Genomic DNA, 15,960 nt, shown 5'->3' on the forward strand with positions numbered 1-15,960 from the left:
CCTTGTTAATTGAATACGCTTGCTTCAATTTGTTCTTTTGTTAGTTTATCGGCAACCAGCCACTTGTACCACTTAATGAAGGAGTCTACTATTATTACAATGGCCAATATCATTATAGAAGCTGCAAGTGTAACTAATAGCCAGTTACCTTTTGGCAAATAGATATTTACTATATTTAGGTAGGTAGCGTACAAAGTTGTTGTTGCAACAAACAGGAATGGTACAAATGTCACCCAAGCGTACTGAGCTTTGCCTTTTTTAATTATGACAGTTGTTCCCAGTGCCAGTGCTATTCCTGCGAGCAGCTGGTTAGAAGCTCCGAATATAGGCCAGATTGTAGATACACTTCCTCCGTAAACAAGGTAGCCCCATGAGAAGGAGATTAAGAAGCTGGAGATTATTATTCCTGGCCACCAATTCCTATCTGCAAAAGGCTTGTAAATTAAGCCGCCTGCTTCCTGCAGGAGGTATCTTCCTACTCTTGTTCCTGCATCTATTGTGGTCAGTATAAACAGAGCTTCAAACAGTATTATAAAGTGATAGATGTAAGAACTCAAGTGGGATATCCATGGTATTTTTTCAAATATATAAGTCATTCCAACTGCCAGTGTTACTCCACCACCAGGCCTTCCTGCCACATTTTCTCCTACCATGTTAGAGAGGTGTTGAAGCTCGACTGGGGTCATTCCAAGTTTTTCAAACACTTGTGGGGGAACGTTTATAGCGAAGTAGTCGGCTGGTATTAAGCTTGTTGCAGCAATCAAGGCCATCATTGCGACAAAACCTTCTGCCAGCATTGCTCCGTATGCGACAGGTAGAATGTCCTTTTCATTTTTGATCATCTTAGGCGTTGTTCCAGAAGATACTAGTGAATGGAAACCGGATATTGCACCGCAGGCGATTGTGATAAACACATAAGGCCATACTTTTCCGGGGATTATAGGACCACCGCCGGCTACATATTGAGTGATTGCAGGCATTCTTATTTCAGGATTTACAATTATAACTCCTATAGCAAGAAGTGCCATAACACCTAATTTGAGATAGGTGCTAAGATAATCTCTTGGCACAAGCAACAGCCATACAGGTAATACTGCGGCTGCAAAACCATAAGTTGCTAAAATCACTGTCATTTGCTTCGCATTAAAGGTGAGAAAATGCCCTAGAGCTGTCTTTTCAATATAGGGGCCAGCTACAACGGACAATATAAGGAGTAAAACGCCTATTACAGTAGCCCCTAATATGTCGTCCTTTCTTATATATTTCATGTGAATTCCCATGTACATTGCTATTAAAATTGTGGCTGCTACTGTAAAAGTACCCCATGGGCTGTTGTATAGAGCATTTACTACAACTAGTGCAAGTCCTGCCATTGCAAGCACAAGTATGAATAAGACCGCTATAGCTGTTGCTACACCCGATACTTTACCTACTTCTTTTCTTGCGATGTCTATTATGGAAGAGCCATCGTATCGGACTGATGCGAATAGGATTACCATGTCGTGTACTGCTCCTGCCAAAACTGCACCAATCAAAATCCACAGTGCTCCTGGCAAATAACCAAACTGGGCAGCAAGCACTGGACCTACAAGAGGACCTGCTCCTGCTATTGCTGCAAAGTGGTGGCCAAATAAAACCCATTTGTTTGTTGGCACGTAATCGTAGCCATTTTCAAGCCTGTAAGCAGGAGTTGTCCTATTTTCGTCAAATGCTAAAATTTTTGCTCCGATCCATGCACCATAAAAGCGGTATGCCAGGGCATATACGCTTAGTGCGATGATTACTAGTGTTAAGCCATTCATTGACCATCCCTCCTAAACAGAGTTGAAATACTTCATATTAAACTTTATCACATTAATTAAACGCTTTCAGCACTTTTAAGATGAAATAGCAAATTTCTAATATAAAAAGAAATAAGGAATAAATAAAAAGAAATGACAGGGATTAAGTCTCCCTGTCAAGGCCAAGTAAGTTTTTTAGTTCTTTTATTTGAGACTTGCTTACGGGTATCTGAGTTTTTTTGTCATCATCCATTACAAGCCAGTAAGTTCCTTTAAACCAGGGGAGTATTTCTAAAATTTTGTTAAAATTCACTATATAACTTTTTTGAACTCTGAAAAATCCCTTATCTTTTAATTTTTCTTCTAAACTTTTCATCGTTCCCCTGTATATAAAAGTTTCATTTTTAGTTTTTATCAGCACATTTCCTTCATGGGCTTCAGCAAATACAATTTGATTAAGGTCCAGAAGCTTTATTCTTTCATTTTTTTCTACGGCGAGCTTTTCAATCGGAATTTCAATTTCTTTGTATAAAGACCTTATTTTTTCTAAGGTTTTATACAAGCGTTGATGGCTTATAGGCTTTAGTAAATAGTCCACTACTCCTATTTCAAAAGCGTCTATGGCGTGGATGTCATAAGCAGTTACAAAAACCACAAAAGGAGGTTTTCCTATTTCAGAAATAGATGAAATATGTCTTGCCAGTTCACAGCCGTGTATTTTAGGGATGTTTATGTCTAAAAATATGACGTCTGGTTTTAGTTTTTCAATCAGATGTAATCCGGTTATTCCATTGTCTGCTTCTCCTACAACTTCTACGTCGCCGTATTCTCTTAGTAAATATTTCAATTCCTCTCTAGCAGGTTCTTCATCTTCAATAATTAGCGCTCTCAATATCTTCATAAATCTCATTCCTCAGTACATATATTTTGGGTATTTTAAAGGAGACTCTTGTTCCCTTTCCCAACTCACTTTCAATAGATAAAGCGCATTCTTTAGAAAAAGCTACAGTAAGCCTTTCATTGACGTTATAAAGTCCTATTCCTGCTCCTTTCCCTATCCCTTCTTTAAAGAGATTTTTAAGTTCTTCTTGAGTCATTCCTACTCCATCGTCTTCCACGTAGAAGTTTATATAATCTCCCTCATCTTTTATTTTTATCTTTACTGTTCCTTTTTCACCTTTTGGAAGAATTCCGTGTTTTACAGCATTTTCCACAATAGGTTGAAGGATAAAGGAAGGCATGTAGCAGGTGAGAATACTTACATCTATATCTTGATCTATGTTTAATTTGTCGCCAAAGCGGGCTTTTTCGATGTAAAGGTACGCATTTATATTGTTCAATTCTTCTTCGACAGTTATATATTTTCCTACATTTCTCAAGTTGTGCCTGAAATATTCACTTAGGTTTATGAGAAGTTCTCTAGCAATGCGAGGATTTGTGCGTATGAAAGATATAACTGTATTCAAGGAATTAAAGAGAAAATGAGGGTTTATCTGGGCTTGCAGAGCATTCAATTTTGCCTCGGTTGCCAATTTTTTCTGGTATTCCGCATCTGCAATTTCTAATTGGTAAGATATTAAATGACCTAATCCTTTTGCCAGTTCTATCTCAGCGTTTGTTATCATGTTGTCACGGGATTTTTTCCCACCCTTATAAAGTTTTAGCGTACCTACTAATTTATCATATTTGAAAAGTGGGACAATTACGGCAGAATTAAGTTCACAGTTTTCATAAGGACAGCCTATTTCTTCTCTGGATTTGGCTATTTTTATTTCTCCAGTTTTTATAGCTTCCTTTGTAGCATTGGTCAAAATAGGGCTTCCTGGCTTATGGTGATCAGATGCTATGCCCACATGAGCCAGTATCTTTTTCTTGTCAGTGATTGCTACTGCAGAGACGTTTGTGCACTCTAATATTATTTCTGCTGTTTTTTGGGCCGATTCTTCATTTAAACCTTTTCTCAAATAAGGAAGGGTTTTGGAGGCTATATCTAAAGCTACTTTTGCTTGTATTGCGGCAATTTGTTCTTTTTCATCAAATATGGATTTTATTATTATCATAAATATTCCTATGCCTGTTGCATTTACTACCATCATGGGGATTCCAACAATTTTTACTAATTCAACAGCTTGGTGAAAAGGTTTGGCTGTAGCAAGGATTATTAACATTTGAACGCCCTCTCCGATGAAACCTGCCAAAAAGGCATAGTCCCATGGTATATATTTACCTTTATAGTACCTGCGAATTATTCCACCTGCGAATCCTTCGAGTATAGTAGAAATACCGCAAGGGATTGCGGTGAACCCACCTAAGAAGAATCTATGAATGCCTGCTATAAGACCTGCTCCTAGACCCACAAAAGGACCACCTATAAGTCCTGCTACCATAGGGCCTACTACTCTTGAATTTGCTATTGCATCGTTTATAGGAACTCCTAAGTAAGTTCCTGCTATGCCAATTAGGCCAAATATTATCATAGTAACTGCTAAGTCTTTTTTTGTAAGAGAAGTATTATACACCATTTTTTTGAAAAATTCCGCTTTTGAAAGGAGAAAAGCCAAAAGAGCAATTATGCTAAACCTTTCTGCTAAAGTGATCAAAAGGTCATACATAGGAATTCACTCCAAAATAAAGGAATTTTTACATTTTTGTCGAAATTGTAAGGTATACTTGGTTATTTCTATTGTACAAAAATTTTTACTATACTGCAATGGATTATTTTAAGGAACAATTTTTAAACAATCTCGTCTAAAAATTTAAGAAGGAGGTCTGAAAGGTGGGAGAGGAAGAACTTCTGGAAAGAGCAAGAAATGGAGATGACGAAGCATTTAGCTTGCTTATGAAAAATTATGAGAAGTATGTATATAATGTCATATTGAGAATTGTGGAAGAAAAAGAAGAAGCAAAAGATATTGCCCAAGAAACTTTTATTAAAGCCTATATGAACATAAAAACCTTTAGGAAAGATAGCAGTTTCAAGACCTGGATTTATAGGATTGCTGTAAATACTGCTATGGATTATCTCAGGAGGAAGGCCAGATCGAAAATCGACCTTGTCGCAACTCATAAAGATGGATTAGAAGTAAAAAATTTTCAAATGCCGGAAGAGGTAATTGAGCAAAGACTCACTGTAGAAATGGTGAGAAAAGAGATAAGTAAACTTCCTGTGGATTACAAAGTAGCTCTTATTTTAAAAGATATAGAAGGAATGAGTTATGAAGAAATTTCTAATATATTAAAAATTAATCTTGGGACAGTGAAATCTAGGATATGGAGAGCGAGAAATCTTTTGAGGGAAAGGATAAAATCACTCCCCGAATTTTTAAGTTCCCAGGAAAGGGGCGAGAATAATGGATTGTAAAAAAGCCCTTGAACTCATGCATGCATATTTTGATAATGAATTAGCGGAAGGGGAAAGAGTGGAGTTAGAAGAACATTTAAAGAGTTGTGAAAGTTGCAGAAGGGAATTTTTGATGCAGGAAAGGATAATGGAAAATTTAAAGGCTTTTCCTGTAGAAGAGCTTCCAGCAGGATTTAATGAGTCTTTACATGAAAAAATAGCTACATTAAAGAGAAAAAAGGGGAACCGAAAGAAGAATTTTCTCGCTGGAATTTTAGCTGCTTCTTTACTTCTTATGACAATGTTTTTAGTTTATGATTTTGACGTTGGTTTAGAAAAATACAAAGGGTCCTCCTCAGATATTATCCAGATGGCTGGAACGAAAAGCATCGAGGAGAAGGGGATTGAAAGAAAACTTCCTGCAAATGTTTTAAGGGGAATTACAAAAATTGCTTATATTGACATAGAAGTAAATGATTTAAATAAGGAATCTGAGGAAATTGTTAAGATAGTAAAAGAGGAAGGAGGAAGTGTGGAGAGCTACACCAAAGAAGAAGGGGAAGTAAAATTTACTTTTAAAGTCAAAGAAGAAAGATTTGAGAGAATAATTTCTGAGTTAAAAAACACAGGGAAGTTTACGAAATTTCAGATTACTACTAAAGAGATAGAACAACCTAATAATTGGGCTACGATAAACCTTTCAATAAAAAAAGGAAAGGACTTTAAACCGATTGTCATTACAATTTTGAGCCTTTTAGGTGTAATTTTTGGGGTTTATAAAGGGTATATTTATTTTAAAAGGAGATGAGAATTTACATCTTCTTTTTTTTGAGGTATATTAAAATACATGAAGGAGAATAAATTAAACGGGAGTGGTTAAATGGAAAAGTTTTTGTTAATTGATGGTAGTAGTCTTATGTATAGAGCCTATTATGCTTTACCTATGCTCACTACCAGCGAAGGATTGCATACAAACGCTTTATATGGCTTTACGATGATGTTGTTAAAATTATTGGAGGAGGAGAAACCCGATTACATAGCTATTGCTTTTGACAAAAAGGCTCCTACTTTCAGGCACAAAGAGTTTAAAGAGTACAAAGCCACAAGGCAGGCAATGCCAGAAGAACTTTCTGAACAGGTAGACCTTTTGAAGGAAGTAATCGATGGTTTTAATATAAAAACTCTGGAATTGGAAGGATATGAAGCAGATGACATAATAGGTACTGTTTCAAAGATCGCAGAAGAAAAAGGACTGGAAGTCGTGATAGTCACGGGGGATAGGGACGCTTTGCAACTTATTTCTCCTAAAGTAAAAGTAAAAATTTCAAAAAAAGGAATAACACAAATGGAGGAATTTGACGAAAAAGCTGTAATAGAAAGATATGAAATAACTCCAAGACAGCTTATAGATTTGAAAGGTTTAATGGGCGATAAATCAGATAACATTCCAGGTATACCAAACATAGGAGAAAAGACTGCTATAAAACTTTTAAAAGAATTCGGTTCGGTGGAAGGAATACTTGAGAATACCTCTAAGCTGACAGGAAAGCTCAAAGAGACCATAGAACAGAATATAGAGCTAGCCCTTATGAGTAAAAGGCTGGCTACTATAAGTAGAGATATTCCTATTAAGATCGATTTTGAAGAATACAGATTGAGAGAATTTAATTACGCAAAGTTATGGGAACTTTTTAATAGGCTTGAATTTTACAGTCTTCTGGATAACATAAAAAAGGGAGTTTCACAGACTGTTTCTGCTGCCGTACCACAGAAATGGGAAAAAGTAAATATCATAGAGGCTTTGAAGCTTTTAGAAAAAGCTAAAAATATAGCTTTCTATCCTCTTATGTATGAGGGGGAAATAAAAAAGATAGCATTTTCTTTTGATGGTGTTACTTTTTACTCGGATATTGAAAATTTAGAAGATTTACGAGGAGTGTTCGAAAGGGAAGATTGTGAATTTGTTTCTCATGAAATAAAGGATTTCTTAGTAAAACTTTCATACAAAGGGATAGAATGTAAAAGTAAATATTTAGATACGGCAATAATGGCTTATCTTCTGAATCCTTCCGAGTCTAGTTATGATTTGGACAGGGTTTTGAAAAGATACCTTAAAGTCGATGTACTGTCTTATGAAGAAGTATTTGGAAAAGGTAAAGACAGGAAAGGGTATGGTGAAATAAAAGAAGATATTATAGCTGAATACATATGCAAGAGGTGCAGTCACCTATTTGAATTAAAAGATAAACTCATGAGTTTTATTAAAGAAATGGGTATGGAGGAACTTTTACTGGAAATAGAGATGCCGCTTGTGGAAGTTTTAAAAACAATGGAAGTAGCTGGATTTACTCTTGACAGGAGCGTTTTAAAGGAACTTTCAGAAAAAATAGATGAAAGAATTGCCGAAATATTGGATAAAATTTATAAAGAAGCGGGATACCAATTTAATGTCAATTCTCCCAAACAACTCGGTGAATTCCTCTTTGAAAAGCTGGGACTTCCTGTTATAAAGAAGACAAAAACAGGTTATTCCACTGATTCCGAGGTGCTAGAGCAACTTACTGCCTATAATGACATTGTAAGTGATATAATAGAGTATAGACAACTCATGAAACTCAAGTCTACATATATAGAGGGTTTTTTGCCGTTGATGGATGAAAATAATAGAGTACACTCTAATTTCAAACAAATGGTGGCGGCTACAGGGCGAATAAGCAGTACAGAACCTAATCTACAAAATATACCTATAAGAGAAGAATTTGGAAGACAAATAAGAAGAGCATTTATTCCTAGGACGAAGGACGGTTACATTGTTTCGGCAGATTATTCCCAGATCGAGTTGAGAGTTTTGGCACATCTTTCTGAAGATGAAAAACTGATAGAGGCTTTTATGAAAAATGAAGATATACACACGAGAACAGCTTCTGAGGTTTTTAAAGTGCCTCCAGAAAATGTTACTCCTGAAATGAGGAGGGCAGCTAAAGTAGTAAATTTTGGTATAATATACGGGATGAGCGATTATGGTTTGGCTAAAGACCTTAAGATTTCCAGAAAGGAAGCTAAAGAATATATTGACAACTATTTTGAGAAGTATAAAGGTGTGAAAGCATATATAGAGAGAGTTATTAGATTTGCCAAAGAAAATGGTTATGTTACAACTATAATGAACAGAAGGAGATACATCCCTGAAATAAATTCGAGGAATTTCACTCAGAGGGCACAAGCAGAGAGGTTGGCCATGAATACTCCTATACAAGGAAGCGCTGCTGATATAATAAAAATGGCAATGGTAAAAGTGCATCGGGAGTTCAAAAGGCTTGGTTTAAAATCGCAGCTTATATTACAAGTTCATGACGAACTTGTGGTGGATGCTTATAAGGATGAAGTGGAAGTGGTAAAAGATATATTAAAGGAAAATATGGAAAATGTGATAAAACTCAAGGTTCCGTTGGTGGTGGAGATTGGAGTAGGTTCTAATTGGTTTTTAGCTAAGTGAGGTGAAAATATGAAGGTGGTTGGGCTCACGGGAGGTATTGGGTCAGGTAAGAGCACCGTATCAAGAATTTTGTCGGGATTGGGTGCCAAGATAATAGACGCAGATTTGGTCTCCCGTGAGATAATGTCGAAAGGACAAGAGGCATATAATGAAATTGTGGATTATTTTGGAGAAGGTATTTTAGATGAAAGAGGGGAGATTGACAGAAAAAAACTGGGTTTGATTGTTTTTGGAAATGAACAAAAACTCAAGAAATTAAATGAAATTACCCATCCAAAGATAATAGAAAAAATAAAAGCAATGATAGTGGAAGCGAAGAAGGAGGGAAATTACAGGTTAATTGTGGTGGATGCCGCTCTTTTAATTGAGACAGGACTTTATCAAATGATGGATGAAATTTGGATGGTAGTTGTGGACATAGAGACACAAATAAAGAGGATTATGGCAAGAGATGGATTCTCTTATGAAGAAGCCCTTAAGAGGATAAGAAGTCAGATGCCTTTGGAGGAAAAGATAAAATATGCTGATTTTATAATAAACAACAGTAAAACATTAGAAAAGACAGAAGAACAAGTAAAACTTCTATGGTCAAGATTTGATCGGAGGAATTGCTTTGGTTAAGAAATATGTACTTTTTTTGTTGGTAATTTTAGCTATTTTTTTAACTTTTGAGGCAAGTAACCACTATATTTTAAAGAAATTTTATCCTTTAGAATATAAAGAGTCTGTAGATACCTGGGCTAAAAAATTTGGAGTAGATCCATATCTTGTGTTTGCGATTATAAAAGTGGAAAGCAATTTTAATCCTAATGCTGTGTCTGCTAAAAATGCTGTAGGGCTCATGCAGATACTACCGGAGACCGGGCGATGGATTGCTGGGAAAATCGGTATTAAAGGTTTTAGAGAGGAAATGCTTTTTAATCCCGACACTAATATTAAAATGGGGACATGGTACCTTAGTTATCTTTTGAAAAATTTTGGTGGAGATTTAAAATTGGCATTAGCAGCCTACAACGGTGGATGTGGAAATGTAGACCTTTGGCTAAAAGATAAGAGATTTTCACAGGATGGAAAGAGACTACATAATATTCCATTTCCTGAGACAGATAGATATGTCAAGAAGGTATTGACGGCCTATCAGATTTACAAGTTTATATATACAAAAAAGTGAAGAAAACTGGTATAATAGTAATCGTTAAAGAAGAAAAAATATTAGGTAGGGAGGCTACAGATGAAAAAGTTAAGATATCTAAGGGATTTAAAAGAAGTAAAAATTGACGAGCAAAGAGAATTTTTTTCTGCTACCCATGAGGAAATAAAAAACGCATGGACTACTGACGTTTATTTTTTACGTACACAGGATATTTTGACCTATTTAGGTGTGCAGGACAAGGTCGTTACTGCGGAAATATTTCCTAGGAAAAAGGGAATTTTTGCAGGACTGCCCGAAGTCATGAGCCTCCTTAAGGATAAAGAGGTGGAGGTTTGGTCATTAGAAGAAGGAGAGGCATTTGAGCCGAAAGAGACTGTTATGAGAATAAAAGGTCCTTACAGTGAATTCGGAGTATATGAAACAGCTATTTTAGGGATTCTAGCTAGTTCTTCTGGATGGGCTACTGCAGCACGAGAGCTCAAAGAAGTGGCAAAGGATAAGCCTGTCTTATGTTTTGGTGCAAGGCATGTCCACCCTGCCGTAGCTCCTGTCATGGAAAGGGCTGCTTTAGTTGGAGGAGCTGACGATGCTAGCTGTGTGTTGGGAGCAAAATTGATGGGTAAAGAACCGAGGGGTACAGTGCCTCATGCGGCCTTTCTCATAGCTGGTGATACTTTGGAAGTGGCAAGGGCCTATAGAGATATAACTTCTCCAGAAGAAAAAATTACAATCTTAGTAGATACATTTAAGGACGAAGTGGAAGAAGCCTTAAGAGTCGCTGAGTTCCTTGGAGACAGACTGTACGGTGTGAGGCTTGATACCCCTTCTGAAAGAGGAGGAGTTACTCCTGATTTAGTTTATGAATTAAGGCAAAGGCTCAATCAGAAAGGTTTTTCTCATGTTAAAATCATAGTTTCAGGTGGTCTTACTCCTGAGCGAATTGCTCTTTTGGCAGAGAGCGGTGCAGATGCTTTTGGAGTTGGAAGCTATATATCTGATGCCCAGCCCATCGATATGACGATGGACATAAAAGAAGTAGAGGGGATTCCTGTAGCAAAAAGGGGGAGAATTCCAGGAATAATAGAAAATAAAAAGTTAAAGAAAGTCAAGTAAGTCTCGGGGATGATTTTTTATGAAAAGATTTTTGCTCCTTGTCTTTATTTTTATATTTCTTCTTAGTGGATGTAAGATTGGACCTTCAGGAATTGCAGAAAGTCCCCAAAAAAAAGAAGAATCACAAGAAAAGTCGAAGGAGATAGTGCAAGAGGGAGGAGTATTAAGAGTTAATATAACTCCTTTTGATACCTTAAATCCCTTTTTGAATGATAATGAAATGGCAAGGCAACTCCTTAATCTGACAATGGAATCTCTTATAACCATGGATAAGAGTTTAAAGCCTCTGCCTCTTCTTGCTTATAAATGGGAAATAAAGGGACTTAATATAAAATTTTATCTTCGAAGGGATGTAAGGTGGCAGGATGGAGAAAGCTTTACAGCAAAGGACGTAAAGTTCACAATGGATTCTTTTCTCGATGCTAATTCAAAAAGTCCCTATAAAGACTTGATAAAGAATTATATTTCTTCTTATAGAGAAATAAGCGACTATGAGTTTGAGGTAGATTTAAGTTCTCCTGTTGCGAATCCATTGGCTTTATTTATTTTTCCGATTGCTGCTTCCCATCAATATAAGGAGAAGAGTGATATTGGCAATTCCAGTTTGGTCCCTATTGGAACAGGTCCATATAAGATTGTTTCTTATGAAGAAGGAAATAAAGTTATATTGAAGGAAAATAATGATTATTGGGGTAAGAAACCCTATATTGAAGAAGTGGACTTTAAAATAGTTTCAGATGAGAATGCTATGATTTCGTCTTTTTTGAGTAAAGAGGCAGATTTTACTTTTGTAAAAGATTTTGATTGGGACAAATACAGAGAAGACTCGAAAATAAACATATATAAATATCCTCGACAAATTTACGTGTTTCTAGCACCAAATTTAAAAAAACAAGTTTTTTCTGATGTAGCTGTAAGAAAGTCTATAGCTTATAGTATAGATGTTGATAAGATTCTAAGAGAAGTGTATTTTAAACATGGTTTAAAATCTGATGTTCCAATAAGACCAGATTCATGGCTTTATAGCCCTAAAATTGCATCTTTATATAGTGTAAAAGAAGCCCAAAGGTTATTAAAAGAAGCTGGGTGGTCACAAATTAACGGTCTATGGACAAAGGGGAATACTAAGCTTGCTTTTAATTTACTGGTAAATACTGACAACCAGTATCTTTTGAAGGTGGCTCAGATTATAAAGGCTAATTTAAAAGAGATGGGAATTGAGATAAATGTAATTTCTGTTTCTTGGGACCAATTACTGAAATCGATCTTTTCTGGAAACTTTGATCTGGTTTTGATGGAATGGAATTTGAATTATAATCAAGATATCTCTTCTTTGTTTATGACAAAGGGCAAAGATAATTTTATGGGGTACAGCAATCCTAAAGTGGATGAACTTTTTAGACAAATTTTTCTTTCCACTGATGAAAAGAGTTTAAAAAGCAGTTATTACAAATTAGGAGAATTGATATCTGACGAACAACCAGTGATAGGCCTCTATTATATAGAAGGCGCTGTGATGTCTTATGATTATGTCAAAGGCATTGATCCAACTTCTTTTAACGTCTTTAACAATATTGCAAATTGGTATTTAAAAAAATAGTATTGACAGGTGGCGCAAAAGATTATATAATTTATGACGTACAAAGACGTTCTGCGGCGGTGGCGGAACTGGCAGACGCGTACGTTTGGGTGTACGACGACTCAGTGATTATATCAATACTGGAACTAATGAATAATCTCGCCACCTTGACAAATGAGGTAGATAGCAAGTATAATAAAAAAGTACAGGCGGGCGTGCTGGAATTGGCAGACAGGCGTGTTTGAGGGGCACGTGGGAGGTAATCCCGTGTGGGTTCAAGTCCCACCGCCCGCACCAATGGAAGAAAGGGAGTTTTTCCCTTTTATTTTTTTGTATCAAAAAGATTAATTTTTTATAAAATATATTAAGAAAAGATTAAATTTTTTAAGAAAATGTAATGTAAACATTGACTTTGAAATTTTCCTGTGATAAGATAAGAAAAAAGGACTTTGCAATCTTGCCGAATCCGAAAGGTACGGAGGAACCGCTTTTTGGGGTTAATCTGCGGCTTTGCCGCAGTAGGGATGCCTTCTGTCCCGCACCCGACAGCTAACTCCGGAGGCATTAAAGGAAGGAGATTTGCAAAATGGAATCAAAACTAGGAAAAGTTATCTTTGGTGTCTCTGTTTTTGGCATGACGCTGATAGGTAATGCTTTCCTGCATCCAGTTTTTGGAGAGGGATTAGGGGTTGGGAAGGTTACGGGAAATTATGTGAATGTAAGAAGCGAAGGTTCTCTTTCAGGCAGCGTAATTACCCAGGTTAACAGAAACGAAACGGTTACTGTTTTAGAAAAACAGGGGTCTTGGTACAAGATTAAGCTCCCTGATGGCAGAGAAGGATGGATTTACGCGGATTTTCTGGCAGTTAGATCTCCTCTCCCAACTTCTCGAGAAGAAACGAGAGATGCGAATGTAGGGATTGTAACAGGAAGCTATGTAAATTTAAGAAGTGAAGCCAGTTTGTCGGGGAAAGTATTGAGGCAGCTTTCCAAAGGCACGCAGGTTGCAGTTTTAGAGAAGGAGAATGGATGGTACAAGGTAAGGCTTTCAGATGGACAAGAAGGATGGATTTATGGACAGTACTTAGCGGTTCGGAATGGATCCACTGCATCAAGAGGGGATGTTGATAGGAGTCTTGTAGATAAATTAATAGATTATGCTAAATCATTTTTAGGAACTAGATATGTTTACGGCGGGAGTTCTCCTAGAGGATTTGATTGCTCAGGGTTTGTCTCTTATGTGTTTTCAAATTTCGGTTTTAGCTTACCTAGGACGGCTGACGAGCAGGCTAATGTAGGAGACTTAGTTAGCCGAGATGTTTTGGAAAAAGGAGATCTGGTATTTTTTAAGACTCTGGGCAGTAGCATTATAAACCATGTAGGTATATACATCGGGGATGGGCAGTTCATCCATGCTTCTTCAGGAGCTGGAAAAGTTATTATAAGTCCTCTTAATGAAGGGTATTACCTTTCTCACTATGTAAAAGCTAAAAGGGTGATTAAGTAGAGCACTTTGTAGTGCTCTTTTTATATTGACTATTTTAAGTTATTGGTATATCATATAATACTGTACACGACATACCTTTTTATGGAAGGAGATACCTTATGAGGACGGTAAGGGAAGATGTAAGAAATATAGCGATTATTGCTCATGTTGACCATGGTAAAACTACTTTGGTAGATGCTATGCTCAAGCAGAGTGGCATATTCAGATGGAATGAAAAAGTGGAAGAGAGGATACTCGACTTTAACGACCTCGAAAGAGAGAGAGGCATAACTATATTAGCCAAAAACACGGCAGTCAGGTATAAAGATGTAAAAATAAATATAGTTGATACGCCGGGACATGCCGATTTCAGTGGAGAAGTTGAAAGGGTTTTAAAAATGGTAGATGGTGTATTGCTATTAGTAGATTCTTTTGAAGGGCCAATGCCCCAGACGAGATTTGTGTTGAGCAAGGCCTTAGAACTTGACTTAAAGCCCATTGTTGTAATTAGCAAAATTGATAGACCCGATGCAAGGCCCAATGAAGTTATCGATGAGGTTTTTGATTTATTTATAGAACTTGGAGCAAATGATGACCAAATTGATTTTCCTGTGGTATATACTTCAGGTAAAGAAGGAATAGCCATGCTGGATTTGAAAGAAGAGTCTCATGATTTAAGACCGCTTTTTGAGACTATAATAAAATACATTCCTGCTCCTTCAGGTGATATGGAAGGGCCTTTGCAGATTATTGTTACTACGCTGGATTATGATGAATATATAGGACGAATTGCTATTGGAAAAGTGATAAGAGGGAAAATCAAGGTGGGAGATGAAGTAGCTATATGCAAGTTAAACGGTAATATACAGAAATTTACCATAAACAATATATACCAGTTTGAAGGATTGAAAAGAGTACCTGTTGAAGAGGCAAGGCTAGGAGATATAGTGGCTGTTTCGGGAATTAGCGATATTGAGATTGGAGAAACAATAGCGGATAAAGATAATCCTGAACCCGCTGATTTTGTTAAAATAGAGGAGCCTACTGTGTCCATGACCTTCAGTGTGAATACAAGTCCTTTCGCAGGATTAGAAGGGAAATATGTGACTTCTAGGCATTTAAGGGAAAGGCTCTATAAAGAGCTGGAGACAAATATAGCACTAAGGGTGGAGGAAACAGATTCACCTGATTCTTTCAAGGTTTCCGGAAGAGGGGAACTTCATCTTTCTATCTTAATTGAAACCATGAGAAGAGAAGGTTATGAGTTACAGGTTTCCAAGCCTACTGTGATATTTAAAGAAGTAGATGGGGTAAAAATGGAACCTATTGAGCTTTTAACCATAGATATTCCAGAGGAATACATGGGAGTCGTAATAGAAAAATTAGGACCCAGGAAGGCGGAATTGATGGATATGCACACTCTAAAGCCTGGTACCATAAGGCTTAAGTTTAAGATTCCTACAAGGGGTTTGATAGGCTACAGATCGGAATTTTTGACTGACACAAAAGGAAATGGAATAATGACCTCTGTATTTTACGGTTATGAACCTTACAAAGGTGAAATTCCATCCCGATCAAGAGGAGCACTTGTTGCTTTTGAGACAGGTGTCGCTACTACTTATGGTCTTTATCATGCCCAGGAGAGAGGTACTCTTTTTATCGAACCGGGTACAAAAGTGTACGAAGGCATGGTCGTTGGAATAAATTCTCGAGGTGGAGATATTGAAGTAAATGTGTGCAAGAAAAAGCACGTTACAAATCTAAGGTCTGCAACTGCTGAAGAAACTTTAAGGCTTTCACCTGTAAAAAAGATGAGCTTAGAGGAAGCTTTAGAGTTTATAGATAACGATGAATTGGTGGAAGTCACGCCACTGAGCATAAGGATAAGAAAGAAAATTCTAGATTCACAGCAGAGGTATAAAAGTGCAAAACAAAAATAATGGGGAGCCTTAGGGCCCTCTCTCAGACTGTTGACAAAATAAAGAAGTGGCATTTTGTGTGTAAATGCGACT

General features: G+C 36.8%; 13 protein-coding genes, 1 tRNA gene and 1 riboswitch. Of the genes, 11 read left to right on the top strand and 3 right to left on the bottom strand.

The annotated features are described in order from the left end of the window. Positions 1-5: 5 nt before the first annotated feature. From ACPLVE_RS07090 to ACPLVE_RS07100, 3 genes are all read right to left on the bottom strand, one after another. Positions 6-1,802: a carbon starvation CstA family protein gene (locus ACPLVE_RS07090; RefSeq protein WP_424610868.1), complete on the bottom strand. Its 1,797-nt coding sequence runs from the start codon at positions 1,800-1,802 to the stop codon at positions 6-8. Between the two features lie 142 nt (positions 1,803-1,944). Beyond that, positions 1,945-2,682: a LytR/AlgR family response regulator transcription factor gene (locus tag ACPLVE_RS07095; RefSeq protein WP_424610869.1), complete on the bottom strand. Its 738-nt coding sequence runs from the start codon at positions 2,680-2,682 to the stop codon at positions 1,945-1,947. Beyond that, a complete protein-coding gene (locus ACPLVE_RS07100; RefSeq protein WP_424610870.1) occupies positions 2,654-4,393 on the bottom strand; it encodes a LytS/YhcK type 5TM receptor domain-containing protein in 1,740 nt (579 codons plus the stop codon). Before ACPLVE_RS07100 ends, ACPLVE_RS07095 begins: the two co-directional genes overlap by 29 nt. Positions 4,394-4,557: 164 nt before the next feature. Here ACPLVE_RS07100 and ACPLVE_RS07105 point away from each other — a divergent pair, with 164 nt between their 5' ends. The 11 genes from ACPLVE_RS07105 (at position 4,558) to typA (ending at position 15,888) form a co-directional block, all read left to right on the top strand. Then, complete coding sequence (locus ACPLVE_RS07105) at positions 4,558-5,142, top strand: RNA polymerase sigma factor (protein WP_424610871.1); 585 nt, start codon at positions 4,558-4,560, stop codon at positions 5,140-5,142. After that, positions 5,132-5,929, top strand: coding sequence for a zf-HC2 domain-containing protein (locus ACPLVE_RS07110; RefSeq protein WP_424610872.1), 798 nt, complete (start codon positions 5,132-5,134; stop codon positions 5,927-5,929). The genes ACPLVE_RS07105 and ACPLVE_RS07110 overlap by 11 nt, the downstream gene beginning before the upstream one ends. A gap of 72 nt (positions 5,930-6,001) precedes the next feature. Then, entirely contained in the window at positions 6,002-8,617 is a 2,616-nt protein-coding gene (gene polA, locus ACPLVE_RS07115; RefSeq protein ID WP_424610873.1) for a DNA polymerase I, read from the top strand. A 9-nt stretch (positions 8,618-8,626) separates the two neighbouring features. Beyond that, a complete protein-coding gene (coaE, locus tag ACPLVE_RS07120) occupies positions 8,627-9,238 on the top strand; it encodes a dephospho-CoA kinase (RefSeq protein ID WP_424610874.1) in 612 nt (203 codons plus the stop codon). After that, positions 9,231-9,788, top strand: a complete 558-nt coding sequence (locus ACPLVE_RS07125) for a lytic transglycosylase domain-containing protein (protein WP_424610875.1) — start codon at positions 9,231-9,233, stop codon at positions 9,786-9,788. The genes coaE and ACPLVE_RS07125 overlap by 8 nt, the downstream gene beginning before the upstream one ends. A 60-nt stretch (positions 9,789-9,848) precedes the next feature. Further along, positions 9,849-10,883 (top strand): nicotinate phosphoribosyltransferase, encoded by a 1,035-nt coding sequence (locus tag ACPLVE_RS07130; RefSeq protein ID WP_424610876.1) that lies wholly within the window; start codon positions 9,849-9,851, stop codon positions 10,881-10,883. A 19-nt stretch (positions 10,884-10,902) separates the two neighbouring features. Next, positions 10,903-12,483 carry an ABC transporter substrate-binding protein gene (locus tag ACPLVE_RS07135; RefSeq protein WP_424610877.1) on the top strand — a complete coding sequence of 527 codons (1,581 nt, stop codon included), beginning with the start codon at positions 10,903-10,905 and terminating at the stop codon, positions 12,481-12,483. Then, positions 12,465-12,707 (top strand): hypothetical protein, encoded by a 243-nt coding sequence (locus ACPLVE_RS07140; RefSeq protein ID WP_424610878.1) that lies wholly within the window; start codon positions 12,465-12,467, stop codon positions 12,705-12,707. The genes ACPLVE_RS07135 and ACPLVE_RS07140 overlap by 19 nt, the downstream gene beginning before the upstream one ends. Then, a tRNA-Leu gene (locus tag ACPLVE_RS07145) sits at positions 12,672-12,759 on the top strand. Before ACPLVE_RS07140 ends, ACPLVE_RS07145 begins: the two co-directional genes overlap by 36 nt. Positions 12,760-12,910: 151 nt before the next feature. Further along, positions 12,911-13,041: riboswitch (cyclic di-AMP (ydaO/yuaA leader) on the top strand. A gap of 7 nt (positions 13,042-13,048) precedes the next feature. Next, positions 13,049-13,969 carry a C40 family peptidase gene (locus tag ACPLVE_RS07150; RefSeq protein WP_424610879.1) on the top strand — a complete coding sequence of 307 codons (921 nt, stop codon included), beginning with the start codon at positions 13,049-13,051 and terminating at the stop codon, positions 13,967-13,969. Positions 13,970-14,067: 98 nt separating this feature from the next. Further along, the gene (gene typA / locus ACPLVE_RS07155; RefSeq protein WP_424610880.1) at positions 14,068-15,888 is read left to right on the top strand and encodes a translational GTPase TypA; all 1,821 of its coding nucleotides are present in this window, start codon (positions 14,068-14,070) and stop codon (positions 15,886-15,888) included. Positions 15,889-15,960 lie beyond the last annotated feature (72 nt).

The organism is Caldanaerobacter sp. (assembly GCF_049701115.1).
Taxonomy (GTDB): domain Bacteria; phylum Bacillota; class Thermoanaerobacteria; order Thermoanaerobacterales; family Thermoanaerobacteraceae; genus Thermoanaerobacter.